At 47.1% G+C, this 19,483-nt stretch carries 18 protein-coding genes; 5 read left to right on the forward strand and 13 right to left on the reverse strand.

Going from position 1 to position 19,483, the window contains the following annotated elements; genetic code table 11:
- Positions 1-704: 704 nt before the first annotated feature.
- From cysQ to cysG, 6 genes are read right to left on the reverse strand one after another with little or no spacing between them, the layout of a single operon-like run.
- A complete protein-coding gene (gene cysQ / locus C9I89_RS20965; RefSeq protein WP_107285277.1) occupies positions 705-1,448 on the reverse strand; it encodes a 3'(2'),5'-bisphosphate nucleotidase CysQ in 744 nt (247 codons plus the stop codon).
- A 15-nt stretch (positions 1,449-1,463) separates the two neighbouring features.
- The gene (cysC, locus tag C9I89_RS20970) at positions 1,464-2,084 is read right to left on the reverse strand and encodes an adenylyl-sulfate kinase (RefSeq protein WP_107285278.1); all 621 of its coding nucleotides are present in this window, start codon (positions 2,082-2,084) and stop codon (positions 1,464-1,466) included.
- A 40-nt stretch (positions 2,085-2,124) separates the two neighbouring features.
- Complete coding sequence (locus tag C9I89_RS20975; RefSeq protein ID WP_107285322.1) at positions 2,125-3,852, reverse strand: SLC13 family permease; 1,728 nt, start codon at positions 3,850-3,852, stop codon at positions 2,125-2,127.
- Positions 3,853-3,857: 5 nt separating this feature from the next.
- The gene (cysN, locus tag C9I89_RS20980) at positions 3,858-5,285 is read right to left on the reverse strand and encodes a sulfate adenylyltransferase subunit CysN (protein ID WP_107285279.1); all 1,428 of its coding nucleotides are present in this window, start codon (positions 5,283-5,285) and stop codon (positions 3,858-3,860) included.
- 10 nt (positions 5,286-5,295) lie between these two features.
- A complete protein-coding gene (cysD, locus tag C9I89_RS20985) occupies positions 5,296-6,204 on the reverse strand; it encodes a sulfate adenylyltransferase subunit CysD (protein WP_107285280.1) in 909 nt (302 codons plus the stop codon).
- 13 nt (positions 6,205-6,217) lie between these two features.
- Entirely contained in the window at positions 6,218-7,627 is a 1,410-nt protein-coding gene (cysG, locus tag C9I89_RS20990; RefSeq protein ID WP_107285281.1) for a siroheme synthase CysG, read from the reverse strand.
- A gap of 410 nt (positions 7,628-8,037) precedes the next feature.
- On the opposite strand from cysG, the gene C9I89_RS20995 reads away from it, so the two are divergent.
- The 3 genes from C9I89_RS20995 (at position 8,038) to C9I89_RS21005 (ending at position 11,232) form a co-directional block, all read left to right on the forward strand.
- Entirely contained in the window at positions 8,038-10,002 is a 1,965-nt protein-coding gene (locus tag C9I89_RS20995) for a bifunctional 2',3'-cyclic-nucleotide 2'-phosphodiesterase/3'-nucleotidase (RefSeq protein ID WP_107285282.1), read from the forward strand.
- Positions 10,003-10,102: 100 nt separating this feature from the next.
- Positions 10,103-10,669 (forward strand): Crp/Fnr family transcriptional regulator, encoded by a 567-nt coding sequence (locus tag C9I89_RS21000; protein ID WP_107285283.1) that lies wholly within the window; start codon positions 10,103-10,105, stop codon positions 10,667-10,669.
- A 104-nt stretch (positions 10,670-10,773) separates the two neighbouring features.
- Positions 10,774-11,232 (forward strand): GNAT family N-acetyltransferase, encoded by a 459-nt coding sequence (locus C9I89_RS21005; protein WP_107285284.1) that lies wholly within the window; start codon positions 10,774-10,776, stop codon positions 11,230-11,232.
- Positions 11,233-11,383: 151 nt separating this feature from the next.
- Here the strand turns inward: C9I89_RS21005 and C9I89_RS21010 are convergent, their stop codons facing one another.
- A complete protein-coding gene (locus tag C9I89_RS21010; RefSeq protein WP_107285285.1) occupies positions 11,384-12,040 on the reverse strand; it encodes a LysM-like peptidoglycan-binding domain-containing protein in 657 nt (218 codons plus the stop codon).
- Positions 12,041-12,164: 124 nt separating this feature from the next.
- Between C9I89_RS21010 and bamJ the strand changes: the two genes are divergently transcribed.
- Positions 12,165-12,785 (forward strand): BamJ family beta-barrel-assembly machinery protein, encoded by a 621-nt coding sequence (gene bamJ, locus C9I89_RS21015; protein WP_107285286.1) that lies wholly within the window; start codon positions 12,165-12,167, stop codon positions 12,783-12,785.
- A gap of 164 nt (positions 12,786-12,949) precedes the next feature.
- Positions 12,950-13,447 (forward strand): DUF2780 domain-containing protein, encoded by a 498-nt coding sequence (locus C9I89_RS21020; protein ID WP_107285287.1) that lies wholly within the window; start codon positions 12,950-12,952, stop codon positions 13,445-13,447.
- 174 nt (positions 13,448-13,621) lie between these two features.
- Here C9I89_RS21020 and C9I89_RS21025 read toward each other — a convergent pair whose 3' ends face one another.
- The 6 genes from C9I89_RS21025 to pspG all read right to left on the reverse strand — a co-directional run bounded on the left by C9I89_RS21025 (position 13,622) and on the right by pspG (position 19,416).
- Entirely contained in the window at positions 13,622-14,383 is a 762-nt protein-coding gene (locus tag C9I89_RS21025) for a phosphoadenylyl-sulfate reductase (protein WP_107285288.1), read from the reverse strand.
- Complete coding sequence (gene cysI, locus C9I89_RS21030) at positions 14,376-16,067, reverse strand: assimilatory sulfite reductase (NADPH) hemoprotein subunit (RefSeq protein ID WP_107285289.1); 1,692 nt, start codon at positions 16,065-16,067, stop codon at positions 14,376-14,378. The genes C9I89_RS21025 and cysI overlap by 8 nt, the downstream gene beginning before the upstream one ends.
- The gene (locus tag C9I89_RS21035; protein WP_107285290.1) at positions 16,067-17,878 is read right to left on the reverse strand and encodes an assimilatory sulfite reductase (NADPH) flavoprotein subunit; all 1,812 of its coding nucleotides are present in this window, start codon (positions 17,876-17,878) and stop codon (positions 16,067-16,069) included. The genes cysI and C9I89_RS21035 overlap by 1 nt, the downstream gene beginning before the upstream one ends.
- 168 nt (positions 17,879-18,046) lie before the next feature.
- Complete coding sequence (locus C9I89_RS21040; protein WP_107285291.1) at positions 18,047-18,280, reverse strand: thymidylate kinase; 234 nt, start codon at positions 18,278-18,280, stop codon at positions 18,047-18,049.
- A 117-nt stretch (positions 18,281-18,397) separates the two neighbouring features.
- The gene (locus C9I89_RS21045) at positions 18,398-19,027 is read right to left on the reverse strand and encodes a TIGR04219 family outer membrane beta-barrel protein (protein WP_107285292.1); all 630 of its coding nucleotides are present in this window, start codon (positions 19,025-19,027) and stop codon (positions 18,398-18,400) included.
- Between the two features lie 146 nt (positions 19,028-19,173).
- Positions 19,174-19,416: an envelope stress response protein PspG gene (gene pspG, locus C9I89_RS21050; protein ID WP_107285293.1), complete on the reverse strand. Its 243-nt coding sequence runs from the start codon at positions 19,414-19,416 to the stop codon at positions 19,174-19,176.
- Positions 19,417-19,483 lie beyond the last annotated feature (67 nt).

Raw genomic sequence — 19,483 nt, forward strand, 5'->3', positions numbered from 1 at the left:
ATTGACTGTGCCAATATCATTCCTCTGCAGGAACCATATCGTCCGGTCACTCAGTTCATTGATAAATCTTTCGACGAATCATTTCACGAGTGCCCACACAGATTGCATGGTCAAATTGTTAAAGAACGTTGACTAACACATCGTGTCGGTCAGGCAGCGAATCTTACGCGCCTTTAATTTTAAGTCAAGAAGTTTTTTAATTCAGTCAAAAACCCATCTCAACGCAACTCAGCAACCTTAAAGTTAAAACTTTAACGCTTTCACCTTTAGTACTGAGCAGGACGGTCATTCTAGACGAAAACAGTAGCGTGTCAAACACCCATTTTAGCTATTTTTGTTAACCTATCCATTTACCCACAAGTTACGCACAACTTACAAATAGCTTACTAAGCTGCCCAATCCCTGCTGGTGTGGCGGCATTATAGGGAGCCAGTCTAGCATGGCAACTCTTTTTTGTTATTTATATCCTACTTGATGATATTTACAGCCAAACAGTCCAAAACCAACAAAAAACCATCAAAGTTAGAGTCAGGTCTTCTGGAGCTAAGGACAATTGTCATTAATACCCAATTTAACTACGTGGATTATGGTGCCCAAGCTCAGAACAGCACTTAAGCTTAGTCTATTATCGGCAGGTTGTTTCTTAATAAAGAGACATGCAATAAAAAGTAGTAGTCAGAAAGTTTCTGACTACCTAAAGAAGATCAATCAATGGCAACAATAAAAAAAGGATTCAGTAAATCTTCACGCTGATAATGCAGCGGCTCCCCCGTTAATTGAGTAACAGTCGCTCCCGCACTTTCAGCCACGCATTGGCCCGCAGCGGTATCCCACATCATTGTTGGACCTAAACGAGGGTAGTATTGAGCTCGACCTTCAGCAACAAGACAGAATTTCAATGATGAACCGACTTCTGTCATTTTGTGTTCACCCAGTTGTTCTAGAAAGCTCGCCATATCTGGACTTGGGTGAGAACGGCTACCCACGACCGTTGGTACTGTTGCTGGCCGTACTTTAGTCTGATCTCGACCCGCTTTAGTTTGGAGCCATGCTTTTTCTCCATCAGCCAACCAGCTTTTGTCTAGCGCTGGAGCATGAACAACCGCCAGAACCGGTTTACCTTCTTTTATTAAGGCAATATTAACGGTGAACTCACCATTCTGACGCAAGAACTCTTTTGTGCCATCTAATGGATCCACCAGCCAGAATGACGACCAGTGTTGCCTTTCCGGCCAAGGAGTATGAGCTGACTCTTCTGATAAGATAGGGATATCAGGGGTTAGCGACATGAGTCGCTCTACTATAATAGTATTGGCCGCAATATCAGCTTCAGTCACCGGACTGCTATCCGCTTTTTCTTCAACCTGAACATTTGCATGGTAACGATCCATGATCGCTTTTCCGGCATCTAAAGCAATCCCATAGATAGATTCGAGCAGTGCACTCACCAGCGGCTCCTTTTATTAGCGGATAATTTGACGTTCTTTCAATGAACACAAGGACAATTCAACCAACTCTGTTACCGACTTATCACCCGCCTGCAAATGAATTTCCGGATGTTCTGGTGCCTGATATTCAGAATCAATCCCCGTGAACTGCTTAATTTCACCTGCTCGGGCTTTTTTATACAACCCTTTAGGATCACGCTTCTCACATTCACCTAATGGAGTATCAACAAAGACTTCAAGAAACTCTCCTTCTGGGAGTAATTCACGCACTAACTGACGTTCTTCTCTATGAGGTGAAATGAAAGCTGTCAGTACAATCAATCCCGCATCAGCCATTAATTTAGCGACTTCGCCAATCCGGCGGATATTTTCACGGCGATCTTCTGATGAGAATCCGAGATCACGGCACAAACCATGACGTACATTATCACCGTCTAATAGATAGGTATGATAACCTAGCTCAGCTAAACGGTTCTCTAACGCTCCGGCTACCGTCGACTTACCGGCACCGCTTAAACCGGTAAACCACATCACACAGGGTTTCTGTTTTTTCTGATCAGAACGATATGCTTTATCAATATTATGGCTGTGCCACACCACATTTTCATTGTCTTGAGATTGAATAATGGCGGTCATAACAAACTCCGTTCCATGACGCTGTATTTAATAATTGGATTTAAAAAGGAAATAATAGTGGGATTAACGTGAGAACAACCACGGAGTACACCACTGAAATCGGGAAACCGATACGCAGATAATCTTTCAGTTTGTAATTCCCGACACTGTAAACCAGCAAATTCGTCTGATAGCCATAAGGAGAAATAAAGCTCGCACTAGCACCAAATAAAACGGCCATAATAAAAGGCATAGGATCTGCACCGTACCCCATCGCCAGGCTGTAGCTGATAGGAAATGACAACGCCGCGGCGGCATTGTTCGTAACCAGCTCAGTTAATACCAAGGTCAACAGGTAGACGGCAATTAAAGCACCATACATCCCCCAGCCATTAAATGACGTCATCAACAGGTTACCCATGCGTTCAGATAACCCGCTGGAAATCATTAACTGTGCCAGTGATAACGCAGATCCGACAATAACGACTATATCTAGCGGGAATTGACGCCTTAGCTCAGTAAAAGAGATAACACCGGTTGCTAATAAAAGTAAGATGTAAGCTGTCAGGCCTTTAATGATTGGAAGTACATCCGATAAAGCAGCAAGGATCGCTGCCATAAATCCTGCCAGCACAGCCAGGCTTTTCGTACTATCAAGACGTGCACTGGAATCTAAACCATTAACCAGAACGAACTCACGATTCAGCTTCTGCCTTTTCTCATGAAAGCTCTTGCCCGGCACAATAATTAACGTATCGCCAGCATGTAATTCAATATTTCCCAAACCACCAGCAAGACGCTCATGACCACGCCGAATAGCCACTACGACCGCATCAAACTGCTCCCGAAACTTAACATTTTTTAACGTCTTACCCCGGATACCCGCAGAATGACTGACAATCACTTCCATCATGGTTTGGCCATTGAGGTGATGCTGACCAAATAATTGCAGTCCATTGATTTCTTGCAATGTTGTCACGCTTTCCACATCACCGCAAAACAACAAGGTATCACCAGCCTGAAGCTTGGTATTCGGACATACCGGTGCAATCGTCTTCCCGTCTCGCAGTAATTCAGCGAGAAACAGGCGACGTAGTGCCCGTAAGCCATTTTCTGTGACGGTTTTACCCACTAATGGAGTTCCTCCCTCAACTCTGGCTTCCAGAAAATAGGGTAATTCGTCCTGGCCGCTGTCATCGTAGCTGGGTAAAAAATGGCTTAACGGGATTAAGATAGTCAAACCAATCAGTAACACTGCCAGGCCAATGCCTGTGGGGGCAAAGAAGCCTAGGCTTGGTAAGCCGACATCTTCTACAAAGCTATTTATAATGAGGTTGGTTGATGTACCAATCAGGGTCAGAGTGCCACCTAAAATAGCGGCATAAGAAAGCGGGATCAGCAACTTAGACGGAGCATGACGCTGGTTGCGTTTAACCGCGCCAATTAATGACACAACAACGGCGGTATTATTGGTAAACGACGAAAGAAAAGCCGTTGATAAACCTAATTTTGCCACCACTGATGAGTGCCCGCCCTCAGAAATCTGCCGCCCGACCCAGCTGATCAGGCGCGTTTTTTCAAGAGCAATGGAAGCAAGGATCAGTAATACCAGTGTTAACAGTGACGAATTAGTAAAATTACCTGCCAGCGCCGGCAAATCAATCATTCCTGTCTGGAATCCAACAAACGCCGCCCCCGCAAACAAATAAGCCGGTTTAATCCGTGTAGTTAGTAGACAGGTTACTATCACCATTAACATGGCGAGCACCATCCCTTGCTCCCAGCCCATGCCCATCACCCCAGTAATTTACTGATATCGCTCGCGTCCCAATGAGGGAAGTGCTTACGAATTAAGGCATTAAGTTCTAGCTCGAATGCACTAAAATCAGCTTGTTGAGCCGTTGACTCTGCTAATGCTTCTCGTACCATGCCAGCACCAACCGTCACATTCGTTAAACGGTCAATAATGATAAACCCGCCGGTATCCATGCAGTTCTTATAAGCATCGACAGCAATAGCTTCATTAAGGACAACTTCACACAAGCCGATACCATTCAACGGTAAAGCCTCAACTGCAAAGGTCTCAAGATTATTAATATCCACCTGGTGGCGAATAGTCTGTACCGAGCCGACCGTTTTTTTGCCAGCCACTTTTATATCGTACTGGCGTCCGGCTTCTAATGGCGCTTCAGCCATCCAGACAATATCGGCTAACAGATGATTACTCAGCGGCACATCGTCATTAATCGCGACAATGGTATCGCCACGGCTGATATCAATTTCATCGTTCAGCGTAAGCGTCACCACCTGACCGGGATGTGCTTCAGGCAGATCGCCATCAAAGGTAACGATACGGTTGATAGTGGACGTTTTACCTGACGGTAGCGCTTTGATCTCATCACCTACTTTCACCACGCCAGAGGCAACAGTGCCGGCGAAACCACGGAAATCTAAATGAGGACGATTGACATATTGCACCGGGAAACGAAAATCACCGGATTCGCGTTCCTGACCGAAATCCACGTTTTCTAATAGCGCCAGCAGTGAATCCCCCTCGTACCAAGGGGTTTTATCACTCAGGTTTACCACATTGTCGCCATCGAGTGCCGAAAGCGGCACTAACTGAATATCAAGGTCGGCATTAAGCTTATCGGCAAATGCCAGGTATTCCTCGCGGATCTGCTCATAGCGAACTTGATCAAAATCAACCAGATCCATTTTGTTAATCGCAACAATAAAATGGCGGATCCCCAGCAAACTGGCGATATACGAATGGCGGCGAGTCTGATCCAATACCCCTTTACGCGCATCAATTAAGATCACTGCAACATCACAAGTCGATGCACCCGTGGCCATGTTACGGGTGTACTGCTCATGCCCTGGCGTGTCGGCAATAATGAATTTACGTTTTTTGGTCGAAAAATAACGGTAAGCAACATCAATGGTGATGCCCTGCTCCCGCTCCGCCTGTAGGCCATCGACCAGCAAAGCCAGATCCGGCTTATCGCCCGTTGTACCTACTTTCTGGCTGTCCGTATGAATTGCCGCTAACTGATCTTCATAAATTTGATGAGAATCATGCAGCAGACGACCAATCAGGGTACTTTTACCGTCATCAACTGAACCACAGGTTAAAAATCTAAGTAGAGATTTGTTATGGTGCTGATCAAGATACGCTTCAATGCCTAACTCAGCCACTTGCTGTTCTATCGTACTGTTCATTTGTCTTTCCTTAGAAATAACCCTGACGCTTTTTCAATTCCATCGACCCTGACTGATCATGGTCAATCGCCCGTCCTTGACGCTCACTCGATGTCGCCACCAGCATTTCTTCAATAATGCCCGGTAAGGTATTCGCTTCCGACTCGATAGCGCCGGTTAGCGGATAACATCCCAGCGTTCTGAAACGAACACTTCTATGCTCTATTTTCTCTCCAGGCTGCAGTGTCATGCGATCATCATCAGCCATAATTAACATGCCATCACGATCGACCACCGGACGCACAGCCGACAGATAAAGCGGCACAATTTCAATGCCTTCTAAATAGATGTATTGCCAGATATCCAGCTCGGTCCAGTTCGATAGCGGGAAAACACGAATGCTTTCACCTTTATTGATCTGGCCGTTATAGGTTTTCCATAGCTCCGGACGCTGGTTTTTCGGATCCCAGGTATGATTCTTATCGCGGAATGAATACACCCGCTCTTTGGCACGGGATTTTTCTTCATCACGACGGGCACCACCAAATGCCGCATCAAAACCATATTTGTCCAGAGCTTGCTTCAACCCCTGGGTTTTCATGATATCGGTATGCTTCGAAGAGCCGTGCTCAAAAGGACTGATCCCCATTGCCAACCCTTCCGGGTTTTTGTGAACAAGCAAGTCAAAGCCATACTTCTTGGCGGCGCGATCGCGAAATTCAATCATTTCGCGAAATTTCCAGTCAGTATCAACATGCAGCAAAGGAAATGGGATCTTCCCCGGATAGAATGCCTTTCGCGCTAAGTGCAGCATGACCGATGAGTCTTTCCCGATGGAATACATCATCACAGGGTTATCAAACTCAGCAGCCACTTCACGGATAATATGAATACTTTCCGCTTCAAGTTGCTTGAGGTGAGTTAATCGTTTTGGATTCATTACTCTCTCCATGCTATGCCAACCTTACTACTGCTGATTGCTGTAGTTGCTGTTCCTGCTTTCCGAACCAATGTAATTTTTCGGATAAATTAACTACTTCACCCACAACAATAAGTGCAGGTGATGCAGCATTCTGTGCCAGCTGCTCAAGTTCATTCAGCTGACCTTTGAGGACTTTCTGCGTTTTCTGCGTCCCCCTTTCGATAATCGCAACAGGCGTATCGCCTCCTCGGCCATGTTTCAGTAGCTGTTGCTGGATATGGCCGGATTTCATCAGCCCCATATAAATGACCAAGGTCTGTTTTCCACGAGCTAACGTCGACCAGTCAAGCTGATCGCTATCAGGTTTAAGGTGTCCGGTTATGAACATCGCGCTCTGGGCATGATCACGATGAGTCAGCGGAATACCTGCATATGCTGTCGCTCCGGCGGCAGCAGTAATGCCCGGCACCACCTGGAATGGAATTCCAGCGTCAAACAGCACTTCAAGCTCTTCGCCACCGCGACCAAAAACAAAAGGATCACCGCCTTTCAGCCGCACAACACGTTTGCCTTGCTGGGCATACTGAACAATCAATTGATTGGTTTCTTCTTGCGGCACACTGTGAAAGCCGGCTTTTTTCCCGACACAGACCTGTTCGGCATCACGACGCACTAAGTCCATCACTTCGTCAGAAACTAAGTAGTCGTAAAGCACGACATCCGCCTGCTGCATCAGTTGCAGTGCGCGCAGCGTTAGCAAGCTTGCATCACCGGGGCCGGCACCAATCAGTGCCACCTGACCCTGAGGAGAATCCGACTGCGAAAGATCAATTAGTTCCTGCTCGGCTTCTTGTTCTTGTCCCGCAGCTACTAACTCGGAGAAACGCCCATCAAAGGCTTTTTCCCAGAACTGTCTGCGGGCAGAGAAAGAGGTAACGGTCTTGGCGAGTTGGTTACGAAAACGTCCGGCAATGGTTGCCATCTTGCCGAGGTGCTGCGGCAGTATGGCTTCAAGTTTTTCGCGAATTAAACGCGCAAGCACGGGGGCTTTGCCTGACGACGAGATCGCCACAATAATGGGTGACCGATCAACAATGGACGGGACAATGAAACTGCAGCGCTGTGTATTGTCCACTACGTTTACTAATACTTGGCGCTGATTTGCCGATTGATAGACCAATGCATTGACCGATTTACGTTCAGTCGCCGCAATAGCCAGAAAAATGCCATCAAGGTGTGACGGTTCAAATTCATCGGCGACATGGGTAATTTTGTGTTGCTGAACAGCTTGCTGGAACTGGTGATTCAATACTGGCGCAATTACGCGAACATCGGCTCCCGCTTTCAATAACATTCGGGTTTTACGCCATGCCACATCATTACCCCCAACAACGAGGCAGGGACGACGCTTCAAATCCGCAAAAATTGGCAAGTAATCCATTTCCAGTGCTCTTAATTGATCGACTTAACTGCACTATAGATGGGACGAGATATTACTTGAAATTCTAAAATATCATCTTTTATTCCAAAAAGTTTGGATGTTTGAAAAGTCAGTCAATTGTGAAGGAGGAAACTTAATGGATAGAGAAAATAAGCCTGAATAGCGACTATCACAACAGAATGCGACAGGGGAATAAAAAGGAGTTAGGCTCATCAAGGGGAACAAATACTCTGTTCGTTATAATACCGACAACCTCATTGTGTAAATACCGCTCAATAACAAATCAAATACAGCTTATAAGTCGAAATACGCGATTTAAAGCACAATAAATTAAGAAGTTACCGCCACTCGCTGCATATTTTTGATACCTTTAGCACACTTTCCTGTGTCTATTTCCCCTGGAGAAAATCATGAAATTATCTGCCAAGCCACTGTCTATTGCAGTACTTGGTGGCCTGCTAACACTTGCAGGTCCCGCCACGGCTGAAACCATCAAACTACGCATTTTAGAAACCACTGATATCCATACCAATGTGATGGATTATGACTACTACAAAAACAAGCCAACGCAAAAAACAGGTCTTGTCCGTACCGCAACGTTAGTAAAACAAGCCCGAGCGGAAGTTACTAACAACGTATTAGTTGATAACGGTGATCTGCTCCAGGGTAGTCCGATGGGCGATTACATGGCAGATAAAGGGATCAAGCCAGGTGAGGTTCATCCTGTTTATAAGGCGATGAACTTATTAAACTACGAAGTCGGTAACCTGGGAAACCACGAGTTCAACTATGGTCTGGATTTCTTAAAAGAATCCCTTAATGACGCTGCATTTCCTTACATCAATGCGAACGTGATTGACCTGAAAACAGGCAAAAACATGTTCACGCCTTACATCATCAAACCTCACACCTTTAAAGACACTGATGGGGTGGAACATGAAGTAAAAATCGGTTATATCGGTTTTGTTCCTCCACAAATCCTGATTTGGGATAAGAAAAACCTGGAAGGCAAAGTAGAAGCCAGAGATATCAAACAAACGGCTGAGAAATTTGTTCCGCAAATGAAAGCTGAAGGGGCTGATGTTATCATCGCTATTCCGCATTCCGGGGTGTCGGCAGACCCATACAAAGCCATGGCCGAAAACTCCGTGTATTACCTCACAGAAGTTGAAGGTATTGATGCCATTGCCTTTGGCCACTCCCACGCCGTATTCCCGAGTAAAAGCTTCGCAAAACTACCCAATGCCGACATTGAAAAAGGCACGATTAATGGTGTCGCTGCCGTCATGCCCGGCCGCTGGGGCGATCATCTGGGTGTAATGGATCTGGTACTGGATAAGCAAGGTGACACTTGGACTGTAACCAATGCTCAAACTGAAGCTCGTCCTATCTATGATAAATTTGAGAAAAAGCCTTTAGTTGAAGCGGATGAAGCGCTGGTTAAAGCGGTAAGCGATGAGCACGCTGCAACCCGTACATTCGTTAACCAGCCAATTGGTAAAGCCAGCGATGTTATGTACAGCTTCCTGGCACTGGTTCAAGACGATCCAACGGTTCAGATTGTTAACCTTGCACAAAAAGATTATGTCGAACGCTTTATTCAGGGTGATCCGGATCTGGACGGCACCCCGGTACTTTCTGCTGCTGCACCGTTTAAAGCCGGCGGTCGAGGTAACGATCCAAGCAACTTTACGGAAGTAGAAGCAGGCCAGCTGACTTTCCGTAATGCCGCTGATCTCTATCTTTACCCGAATACCTTAGTGGCAATGAAAGTTACCGGCAAAGAAGTGAAAGAATGGCTGGAATGTTCTGCCGCCCAATTTAATCAAATCGACCTGACCAGCACAGCCCAACAAGGCCTTATTAACTGGGAAGGTTTCCGTACCTACAACTTCGATGTCATGGAGGGGGTTGAGTACGGTATCGATGTCTCCCAACCCGCACGTTATGACGGCAACTGTAAGCTCATTAATGGTCAGGCAGAACGGATCACAAGCTTAACCTTTAACGGTAAGCCAGTTGATCCTAAGCAACCCTTTATCATTGCAACCAACAACTACCGAGCTTATAGCGGTAAGTTTGCCGGTACTGGTGAGCAGTTCGTCGCTTTTGCTTCACCTGATGAAAACCGCACGGTCGTTGCTGATTACATTAGCCGTATCAGTAAAGAGAAAGGCCAGGTTGTACCCAATGCTGATAACAACTGGCACTTCACTCCACTGAAGAGTGATCAGAAGCTGAACATCACTTTTGAAACCTCGCCAAGTGAAAAAGCGGCTAAGTTCATCAAAGAGAAAAGCCTGTATCCAATGGTACAAACCGGTACCGATAAAGTTGGCTTTGCTGTTTATCAACTCGATCTGCAAGCAAAATAACGTTTATTAAGCCTGATAATGAAACGGATAAAATACCGCAGCCTAGACTGCGGTATTTTTTGCTATGATGCCAGTAAGGCTAATTAACCTCATATCCAAGATGAAAGATGTACTGAATCATTTTCTGCAGCAATTAGGAGCCACCAGCGATGCCGCCCAGAGGATCGTGGATCAAGCCAAATTACTCGAACTGCCGACTCGTCACATACTACTCAATCAAGGCGAACGCCCCAGCGACTGTTATTTTTTATTAGAGGGTGTTTGTCATGCCTGCTATCTCACTGAGGATGGACGTCAGTACAGCAAGGAATTCTATTGGGATCAGGATGTACTGCTTGGCTTTGAAAGTCTGATAACCGCTCAGCCTTCCCCCTATCTATTGGAAACACTTTCTGCCTGCCAGCTCCTGGCACTCCCTATTGAGTTGCTGCAGCAATGGCGCGAGCAGGGCGATCCTCTCTATATCAAATTACTGGAACGTCAGCTGGTACACAAAGAACAAAAAGAACGTTTCATGTTAATGCATTCACCCGAAGAACGTTTTCAGCTATTTAGCGAAAGCTTTCCCAATTTACTCAACCGCGTGGCTGATTACCAAGTGGCTTCTTATCTTGGCATTACCCCCATAAGCTTAAGCAGGATCAAAAAACGACTCGGTGAAGAATAAGATCAGCCCGTCTTAACAATGGTTAAGGCATCCTTCTCTTCGAGCCGTTATGTTAGGCCTAATTATAGGAATTGGTTTACATCAAACCCAAGGAGCGATACATCATGCAGTGGCTATGCCTTCCTTTCAGTCAGTTATCAACAGACCAGCTCTACGACCTCATAAAATTGCGTGTCGATATTTTTGTGGTCGAGCAAAACTGCCCGTATCACGAATTGGATAACCATGATCGAAAAGACGGGGTTCATCACCTCTTAGGTTATAAAGACGATAAGCTGACGGCCTATTTACGCCTGTTACCTGCCGGTACGACTTACGATAATGTGAGTCTTGGCCGCGTGGCGATCGCGCCATCGTCCAGAAGCCTTGGTCTTGGCCACAGCCTGTTACAACAAGCTTTACAGCAAGCTGAGTTGTTCTGGCCAGGAAAAACGATTGATATTGGCGCGCAAGAACACTTACAGGATTATTACAGGCAATATGGCTTTACAGCGATCTCAGAGACCTACCTCGAAGATGACATTCCTCATGTTGATATGCGCTTAACCAAAAGCGTACAGTGAAAAAGCTTACACCACAGCTCATCAGCGTTATGTTATACCAATCGGGATAATCGTCCCGATTGGTACCGCTCAGCGAAAACAGCATATCGAAAAGCAATAAGGCCGCATCATGCGGCCCTATACAAGCTTTGACTTCAGGCATGAACGCCCGTTACTGGCCACGCGCAAAGCTGCCATCTGAGCGGCGGAAGAACATCACCGGATCACCAGCACTGCTCTCGATCTGCAGCGCATCCAGCTGACCATTCGCAGTTTGCTTATAACGTAACCACTGGCCGGATTTTATCTGGCTCAACGGTTTCCCTTTTCCTTCAATCGCCGCAACTGCATACAGATCTGACAATGGCAGCGCTTTCTCACGGAAAATCTGTGCTAGCGTTTCCCCCTTCTGCACCTGGTACTTATACCATTGTTCAGCCGCAACCGCTTTGACCTCCGTCGTCGCTGCCGGCTCTGCAAACTCTGTTACGGGCTGACTCGGACGCTTCGGAGACACCGGCTCAGCACGCTTCTCTACCGGTTCCGGCGTATTATCAAGATTCAGCTCAATATCACGGCGTACCGTCTGTTCCGGTATAGAGCTATCCGTTTTATCGCTGGCAGGAAGTAACACTAAAACCAGCATCAAAGGGAGCAGTACCGCCAGAGCACGACGATGTAATTTCGGCAGGCGTTGCCACTTGACTTTCAATGGCGCCAATTTTTCCAACCATACTTCCTTACTGACAGTCAAGCGGATTTTATTAAAGGAAAAACCCGGCAGTTTAAATCCATTATTTTTATTTGAACGGCGTTTGGCCTGTCCCATATACAACACTCCAGAGCTTTTTAAGTCACGCAATCAAGGAATACTATTTACAAAAGTTTACCCCTTGGGGTCGAAACTGTTATCCTGCCTGCTTTAATTCACTCTACATTAAGAGATGACAAAAATGTCTGACGTTAAACTAGATACAGTTGAAACTAAAGCAAGCTACGGTATTGGTCTACAAATGGGCCAACAACTAGCTCAAAGCGGTCTTGAAGGCCTAAACGTTGCTGCTATTGCTAAAGGTATCGCAACTTCTCTAACTGGTGATATGCCAGAAATCGAAGTTGATGACATCAACAATGCACTTCGTGAACTTCACACAACTGCTGAAACTGCTCGTCAAGAGCAGGCTAAAGTTGCGGCTGCTGACGGTGAAGCTTTCCTAAAAGATAACGCACTACGTTCAGAAGTTACAGTAACTGAATCAGGTCTTCAGTACGAAGTACTTGTTGAAGGTAACGGCGAAATCCCTACATCTGACAAGCAAGTACGTGTTCACTACCACGGTGAGCTAACTGACGGTACGGTATTCGACAGCTCTGTATCTCGCGGTCAGCCAGCTGAATTCCCAGTAACTGGCGTAATCGCTGGTTGGGTTGAAGCTCTGCAGATGATGCCTGTTGGTTCTAAGTGGAAACTGTACATCCCTCAGGATCTTGCTTATGGTGAGCGTGGGGCAGGTGCTGCTATCCCTCCATTTGCAGCACTAGTCTTCGAAGTAGAACTTCTAGACATCCTGTAAGTTACCTTTAGGTTACGTAAGAAGGCGAAACGGTGCAATCGCGCTGTTTTGCCTTCCTGAAATAACGCACACACACCGCGCAGTTAATCACATTTCTTCAATTTTATTTGCTACTTACACCACATTCTCCACTACGCTTAATAAACGCATAAAAGGAGAATGACATGGATAAAGTTCAACTACCCCGCCGTTTTTTCAGCCTGTTCACCCTTATCTGTATCCTTGCAGCCAGCCCTTCGAGTTTCGCCTTCAGTTTTTCAGACCTTTTTGGTGGCGATGATGAGCAAGCGGCAACGACAACCTCAACTACAGCCAATCCGCTCACTGATTTACTCAGTGGCCAGCTAGGCGTCTCCCCGGAACAAGCTGCTGGCGGAGCAGGGGCTTTACTATCTATGGCAACCAGCCAGCTCTCGGGCGATCAAGCCAGCGAGTTAACCCAAATGATCCCGGGCGTTGATGCGTTAACGAATGCAATCCCACCCGGACTCAGCGGCATGCTTAGCACCATGAATGGACTCAATCAGGTCTTCGCCGCGCTGGGAATGGATGCCAGCATGGTCAGCCAGTTTATTCCGGTTGTGATGCAATATTTAGGCGATCAGGGAGCCAGTGCCGGATTAATGGAAACATTAGGCCAGGTGTGGGGCTCGACAAGTTAAGCCAATCTAATCGGCAACCTCTATTTTGCGGCAAAAGAATACAGGGTAGCCCGTGCTGCCCTGTCAGCGTAAGGTGAATTAATGAAAATAATGAAAAAGCCTTATCTTCATCACCCTTACAGGCCAGATAAGGCTTTCATCTTTTTACACAACATTGGAAACGTTATTTAAGTATTAGATACCGGAGCCATCAGATTCGGCATCATCTTCATGCAAGCCACATTCTCGTTTAAGACCAAAGAAACGGGTTTCTTCTTCCTTCATTCCAGGTTCCCACTTACGTGTGGTATGGGTATCGCCAACGGATAAATAACCTTCTTCCCGTAATGGGTGATAAGGCAATTCATGCTGGGTCAGGTAGTCGTGAATATCCTTATCACTCCAGTCAATCAGAGGCAAAAATTTGAACACACCATTTTGAATCGCCAGTACCGGCAGCGATGCCCGCGAACTCGACTGCTCGCGACGCAAACCCGAGAACCAGGCACTCACATTCAGCTCATCCAGCGCCCGCCGCATCGGTTCGACTTTATTAAGCCGGTTATATTGCTTAATACCGTCGACGCCCTGCTCCCATAACTGACCATAGCGGGCTTCCTGCCATGCCGCACTGGTCTCAGCACGGTAGACATGCAGATTCAGCGACAACCGATCTGTCAGCTGATCGATGAACTGATAGGTTTCCTTAAACAGATAACCGGTATCCGTCAGGATCACCGGAACATCGGGCGCTTCCTGAGTCACCAGGTGCAGCATCACAGCAGATTGAATACCAAAACTTGATGCAAGAGCAAATTCGCCATCAAGGTTTTCCAGTGCCCAGCGCACCCGATCCGGTGCAGAAAGCACCTCTAGCTCAGCATTAATCTCGGCTAATTGAAGGATCTGCTCAACCTTCGTTTTTTGCAGCAAATCCGCTAATGCATATTTAGGCATGAAAATCCCTCTTTGAGACGAGCACAGGTTCAATAATACCGGCTCGGATGGTGAAATCACCAAAGTCTTCACCGTCTTCACGCTCAGTGGCCCAGCGGCCGACCAGCTGATCGATCTCATCCATAATTTGTGGCACCGTGATATTTTCCCGGTACATTTTCGGTACCCGGGTACCATTGCGGTTACCGCCTAAATGGACGTTATAGCGACCCGACGCTTTACCGACTAGTCCGATTTCGGCCAACATTGCGCGTCCGCAACCATTAGGGCACCCCGTTACCCGCAGAATGATATTCTCATCTTTCGCTAAACCGTGTTTTTCCAGTACCGCCTCTACATCCGTCACAAACTGAGGCAGAAAACGTTCCGCTTCGGCCATTGCTAGAGGACAGGTCGGGAAAGAGACACAGGCCATCGAATTTTTACGCTGCTCGCTGACACCATCGTCGATCAAGCCATGATCGCGCGCGATCTGCTCGATCCGATCTTTGTCCTCTGCCGGTACCCCCGCCACAATCAGGTTCTGATTGGCGGTCATACGGAAATCGCCTTGATGGACTTTGGCAATTTCCGCTACACCAGTTTTGAGCGGTTTACCCGGATGATCCAGCAAACGACCATTTTCAATAAACAACGCTAAGTGGTGCTTGCCATCAATGCCTGCAACCCAACCGATACGATCGCCCCTTTCGGTAAATTCGTAGGGTCGGCTTGCTTCAAATTGCACTCCGGCACGGTTTTCGACTTCCGCCTTAAAGACATCAACACCGACACGATCCAGGGTATATTTCGTTTTCGCGTTCTTGCGATTAGAGCGGTTACCCCAGTCACGCTGGGTAGTAACCACCGCAGTCACCACATCCAGGGTTTTGTCTAACGGGATAAAACCAAAATCATCAGCCTTGCGCGGATAGGTCGATGTATCACCATGGGTCATCGCCAAGCCACCGCCTACCAGCACATTAAAACCAACTAATTTTCCGTTGTCAGCAATGGCGACAAAGTTGAGATCATTGGCATGAACATCGATATCGTTCTGCGGCGGAATAACCACCGTGGTCTTAAATTTTCGTGGCAGATAAGTACTGCCCAGAATGGGCTCTTCATCGCCACCTTCAATCTTTTCACCATCAAGCCAAATTTCAGCATAGGCGCGGGTTTTCGGCAGCAGATGTTCACTGATCTTTTTCGCCCACTCATAGGCTTCCAGATGCAGCTCCGACTCTACCGGATTGGAGGTACACAGCACGTTACGGTTCACATCACCCGCGGTGGCAATGGAATCGATACCGATCTTATTTAACGTCTGGTGCATCAATTTAATATCAGGCTTCAACACCCCATGAAACTGAAAAGTCTGACGGGTGGTCAGGCGAATACTCCCGTACAGAGTGTGCTCTTCGGCAAACTTGTCAATCGCCAGCCACTGCTTAGGGGTAATAATGCCCCCTGGCATACGGGCGCGCAGCATCACATTGTATAAGGGTTCCAGCTTTTGCTTGGCACGCTCGGCGCGGATATCACGATCATCCTGCTGGTACATTCCATGGAAGCGAATTAACTGGAAATTATCGGCCGTAAATCCACCGGTGGTACGATCTTGCAAGTCTTCAGCAATCGTACCCCGCAGAAAATTACTTTCTCGCTTCAGGCGTTCGTTATCTGATAGTTTTTGCTCAGTCATTAGTACACATCCCTCTGATAACGCTTATTCTTTCGCAGATCATTAAGATACTGCTCCGCCTGTTCCCGGCCTTGATTGCCTTGTTGTTCGATTACCGTGATCAAGGCTTCATGGACATCTTTCGCCATATGGTTCGCATCACCACACACATAGACATGCGCTCCGTCCTGCAACCACTCCCAGACTTGCTCGGCCTGCTCCAGCACCCGGTGCTGAACATACACTTTTTCTTTCTGATCGCGACTAAACGCCACATCGAGATGATTAACCACCCCCGATTTCAGATACTTCTGCCATTCCACCTGATAGAGAAAATCTTCAGTAAAGGTGCGATCACCAAAAAACAGCCAGTTTTTCCCTTCTGCGTCGCGGTTTTCACGCTCCTGAATAAAGGCACGGAATGGGGCAATACCGGTACCCGGGCCAATCATTATCACCGGAGTATTATCATCGGCAGGCAATTTGAAGTTATTGTTGGGTTCAACAAACACCTTGACGCTATCACCTTCTGCAAGGCGATGAGACAAGAAGCTGGATGCGCCACCCAAGCGGCTTTCGCCCTCCTTTTCATACTCAACCACGCCTACGGTCAGGTGAACTTCCTCCCCCACCTCTTCCTGGCTGGAAGCGATAGAATACAAACGGGGGGTCAGGCGGCGGAGTAAACCGGTAAGTTGCTCTGCACTGAGCTGGGTTTTCTTTTCCGCCAGCACATCAACAAGCTGGGTATTACCCGCGTATTCACGTAGCTTGTCTTTGTCTGAGACCAGCTTTTCCAGCTTTTTACTGCCAGACAATTGAGCGAACTTGGTGACCAGCTGCGGGTTGGCCGCCGTAATTTCATACTCACTGATCAGGGCTTGTTTTAAGCTCAGCTTATCGCCATCGACTTCTACCGTTTCCTCTCCGCTCAAGCCGGCTTTAGCCAGAATGGCTGCCGCCAAAGTGGCATCATTTTCATACCAAACACCCAGCGCATCGCCTGGTTGGTAGGTTAACCCGGACTCTTCCAGATCAATTTCAATATGGCGTACATCTTTGCCCGAACGACGACCCGTAATTTTCTGGCTGGTCAGTAAGGTAGCCGAATACGGTTTTTGCTTGGAATACGGTGATGGCGCCTGCTGCGTCTGGCCAACAGGCAGCTGCACCACTTCAGCCTCACCGCTCGCTAGCGTTTCCCGGACTTTATCCAACGCCTTCGCACGCCATTCAGCAACAGACGCATCATAGTCAACGTCACAGTCAAGGCGCTCTAGCATTGGCTGAGCGCCAAGCTTACTCAGGAAACCATCAAAGTCTTTTGCTGTCTGACAGAAGAACTCGTAGCTCGAATCACCCAGGCCAATGATGGCATATTTCAGGTTCGGTAATTTCGGGGCTTTCTTCGACTGTAAGAACTCGTGCAATTCAATGGCATCATCCGGGGCTTCCCCCTCGCCGTGCGTTGAAGCAACAATGATGACATGGGTGGCTTTCGCCAAATTCTTCCCTTTGTAATCACCTGCCGAGAACAGCTCAACAGACATACCCGCAGCGCTCGCTTCCGCTTTCAGCGTTTCTGCGACGCCTTTGGCATTCCCCGTTTGTGAAGCATAGATAATGGTTAACTTACCAGCCGGGGGCGCGGCAGCTGCTGGTTGTGTGACCGACTGCAGATGGCCTGGGGCCTGAATTTGGCTTAGCCCCCAGAAATAACCACTGATCCACGCGAGTTGCTGCGGTGATGATTCAGCGGCGGCTTGCTGTAGCTGATCGATTTGTTGATCATTGAGGGGGCTGGCTATAGCCGAGAGTTCCTTAAGTAACATGACACGACGATCCCTATATATTGCGTCATGTTAGATTAGCCACTCAAAGCCATAACAAGAAAGAATAGATAAGAATGTTTTATAACTTTTAGTATGGAAGAAGCGTAAAGATGATTACTTCGCCGACTGTTAAGTCAGAAAACGACCTTATCAACAGCAAAATTAGCACTAGAAAGTATCGGCGATACGCACCTGATGAAAGCCGACTTCAAATGCCTTTTCAGTGGCCGTATCAATATCGTGATAGCACTTTTCACTGCCGGCACCATCCGTTAAAGGTACCAGTCCACCACGGCGATGGCGAAATTCAACAATCCATCCATTCGCCTGGATCGAAGGCTCAATGACAGCTTCAACTAAATCGCTGGCGGCATATAAGCGTTGTAATTCAGTTAATGTCATGAGTCCGATTCCTGATAAATACCTTACTTATTAAAAATGGTACAAAAGCAGGAGAACAGGCAACAAAAAAGCCACGAAAAATCGTGGCTTGATTGAATCAATCGCTCGCGCAGAGGCCTAGATATCGATTTCGACACCCGCAAACCAACCGTCTAGCTTAACTTTGCCATCACTGTTTTTAATGAAGTCAAAGTCATAATCCATCACACGATAGCCTGCACGCAGGTTAAGATCGGCGGCAATTAAAGGCAGTGTCCACTTAACACCAGCCTGACCATCAACAGTGCTTGTACTGTCATAGCTGCCAAAGTTCAGATCACCAAATACAGACACTGGCGTCATCGGAATGCCCACCTCAACGTTTCCGTACAGACTTGGCTGCCATTCGCTGAAGCTCTCGCCTTCAAATTTACCCGCATTGAATTTTGACACTGTCAAACCGATATCAAAAGCAACGGCGTCATTGTCCAAAATTTCATAGTATGCGGTGTAGTCTGTCTGGCCGAACGCGACAGAACCTGTATCAATATCGTTATAACGAATACGCAGATTCGGCACTAGAGGGATAAAATGCTCAACAGCAACATACAGCGAAGTCGCGGTATCATCACTATTACGTGTGTCGTTCACTTTTGCATCTGCAAACCATGCATCCGCCCCGATCTTAGCCCCTATCAGGGTTGCTGCTTGTGCAGGAACAGCAAAAGCTACAGCAACCGCTGCAGCGGAAAGAATGAGTTTTTTCATGCCGAGTCTCCGCTCTCATTAATATTTTAAAAATTGGCGAAGACTATACCAGATGCGGTATAAGAAAACCGCACTTCATTCGCATCGCTGAAATATTAAGCACAAAAAAATCAATACTGTATGTCAACAACGCAACATTGGCACCATTAGTAACGACGTCGATAACGCGGCGGCGTGCGGTGACACGATTCTGCTTTTCGTTTCCGGTAAAACCAGACCACAACGGCAATCAGAATGATCCAGGGCAACAACTTGAGCACCATGCCGATCATGCCTGCCACCGCCATAATGGCAAAACCGGCCATTACCGCCAATACGACACCCAGCATACTGATACCGGTAAAGACCAGTACCACCGCAAAAACGATTAGAAATAGAAACTCAATCATACCCTTTCCTTTATATTATCGGCTCCATGAAATATTTGCACAAAGCAGGCCAGAAATATGAAATGGG

It is taken from the genome of Photobacterium lipolyticum (assembly GCF_003026475.1).
Classification (GTDB): Bacteria; Pseudomonadota; Gammaproteobacteria; order Enterobacterales; family Vibrionaceae; genus Photobacterium; species Photobacterium lipolyticum.

Excerpts from the sequence above, each read along its gene's own strand:
- pspG (WP_107285293.1), bottom strand. The coding sequence starts at position 19,416 with ATGATTGAGTTTCTATTTCTAATCGTTTTTGCGGTGGTACTGGTCTTT.
- C9I89_RS21005 (WP_107285284.1), top strand. The coding sequence starts at position 10,774 with ATGCAGTGGCTATGCCTTCCTTTCAGTCAGTTATCAACAGACCAGCTC.
- C9I89_RS21035 (WP_107285290.1), bottom strand. The coding sequence starts at position 17,878 with ATGTTACTTAAGGAACTCTCGGCTATAGCCAGCCCCCTCAATGATCAA.
- C9I89_RS20995 (WP_107285282.1), top strand. The coding sequence starts at position 8,038 with ATGAAATTATCTGCCAAGCCACTGTCTATTGCAGTACTTGGTGGCCTG.
- cysG (WP_107285281.1), bottom strand. The coding sequence starts at position 7,627 with ATGGATTACTTGCCAATTTTTGCGGATTTGAAGCGTCGTCCCTGCCTC.
- cysD (WP_107285280.1), bottom strand. The coding sequence starts at position 6,204 with ATGAATCCAAAACGATTAACTCACCTCAAGCAACTTGAAGCGGAAAGT.
- C9I89_RS21020 (WP_107285287.1), top strand. The coding sequence starts at position 12,950 with ATGGATAAAGTTCAACTACCCCGCCGTTTTTTCAGCCTGTTCACCCTT.
- cysN (WP_107285279.1), bottom strand. The coding sequence starts at position 5,285 with ATGAACAGTACGATAGAACAGCAAGTGGCTGAGTTAGGCATTGAAGCG.
- C9I89_RS21010 (WP_107285285.1), bottom strand. The coding sequence starts at position 12,040 with ATGGGACAGGCCAAACGCCGTTCAAATAAAAATAATGGATTTAAACTG.
- C9I89_RS21040 (WP_107285291.1), bottom strand. The coding sequence starts at position 18,280 with ATGACATTAACTGAATTACAACGCTTATATGCCGCCAGCGATTTAGTT.
- bamJ (WP_107285286.1), top strand. The coding sequence starts at position 12,165 with ATGTCTGACGTTAAACTAGATACAGTTGAAACTAAAGCAAGCTACGGT.
- C9I89_RS20975 (WP_107285322.1), bottom strand. The coding sequence starts at position 3,852 with ATGGGCTGGGAGCAAGGGATGGTGCTCGCCATGTTAATGGTGATAGTA.
- cysI (WP_107285289.1), bottom strand. The coding sequence starts at position 16,067 with ATGACTGAGCAAAAACTATCAGATAACGAACGCCTGAAGCGAGAAAGT.
- C9I89_RS21025 (WP_107285288.1), bottom strand. The coding sequence starts at position 14,383 with ATGCCTAAATATGCATTAGCGGATTTGCTGCAAAAAACGAAGGTTGAG.
- cysC (WP_107285278.1), bottom strand. The coding sequence starts at position 2,084 with ATGACCGCCATTATTCAATCTCAAGACAATGAAAATGTGGTGTGGCAC.
- C9I89_RS21000 (WP_107285283.1), top strand. The coding sequence starts at position 10,103 with ATGAAAGATGTACTGAATCATTTTCTGCAGCAATTAGGAGCCACCAGC.
- C9I89_RS21045 (WP_107285292.1), bottom strand. The coding sequence starts at position 19,027 with ATGAAAAAACTCATTCTTTCCGCTGCAGCGGTTGCTGTAGCTTTTGCT.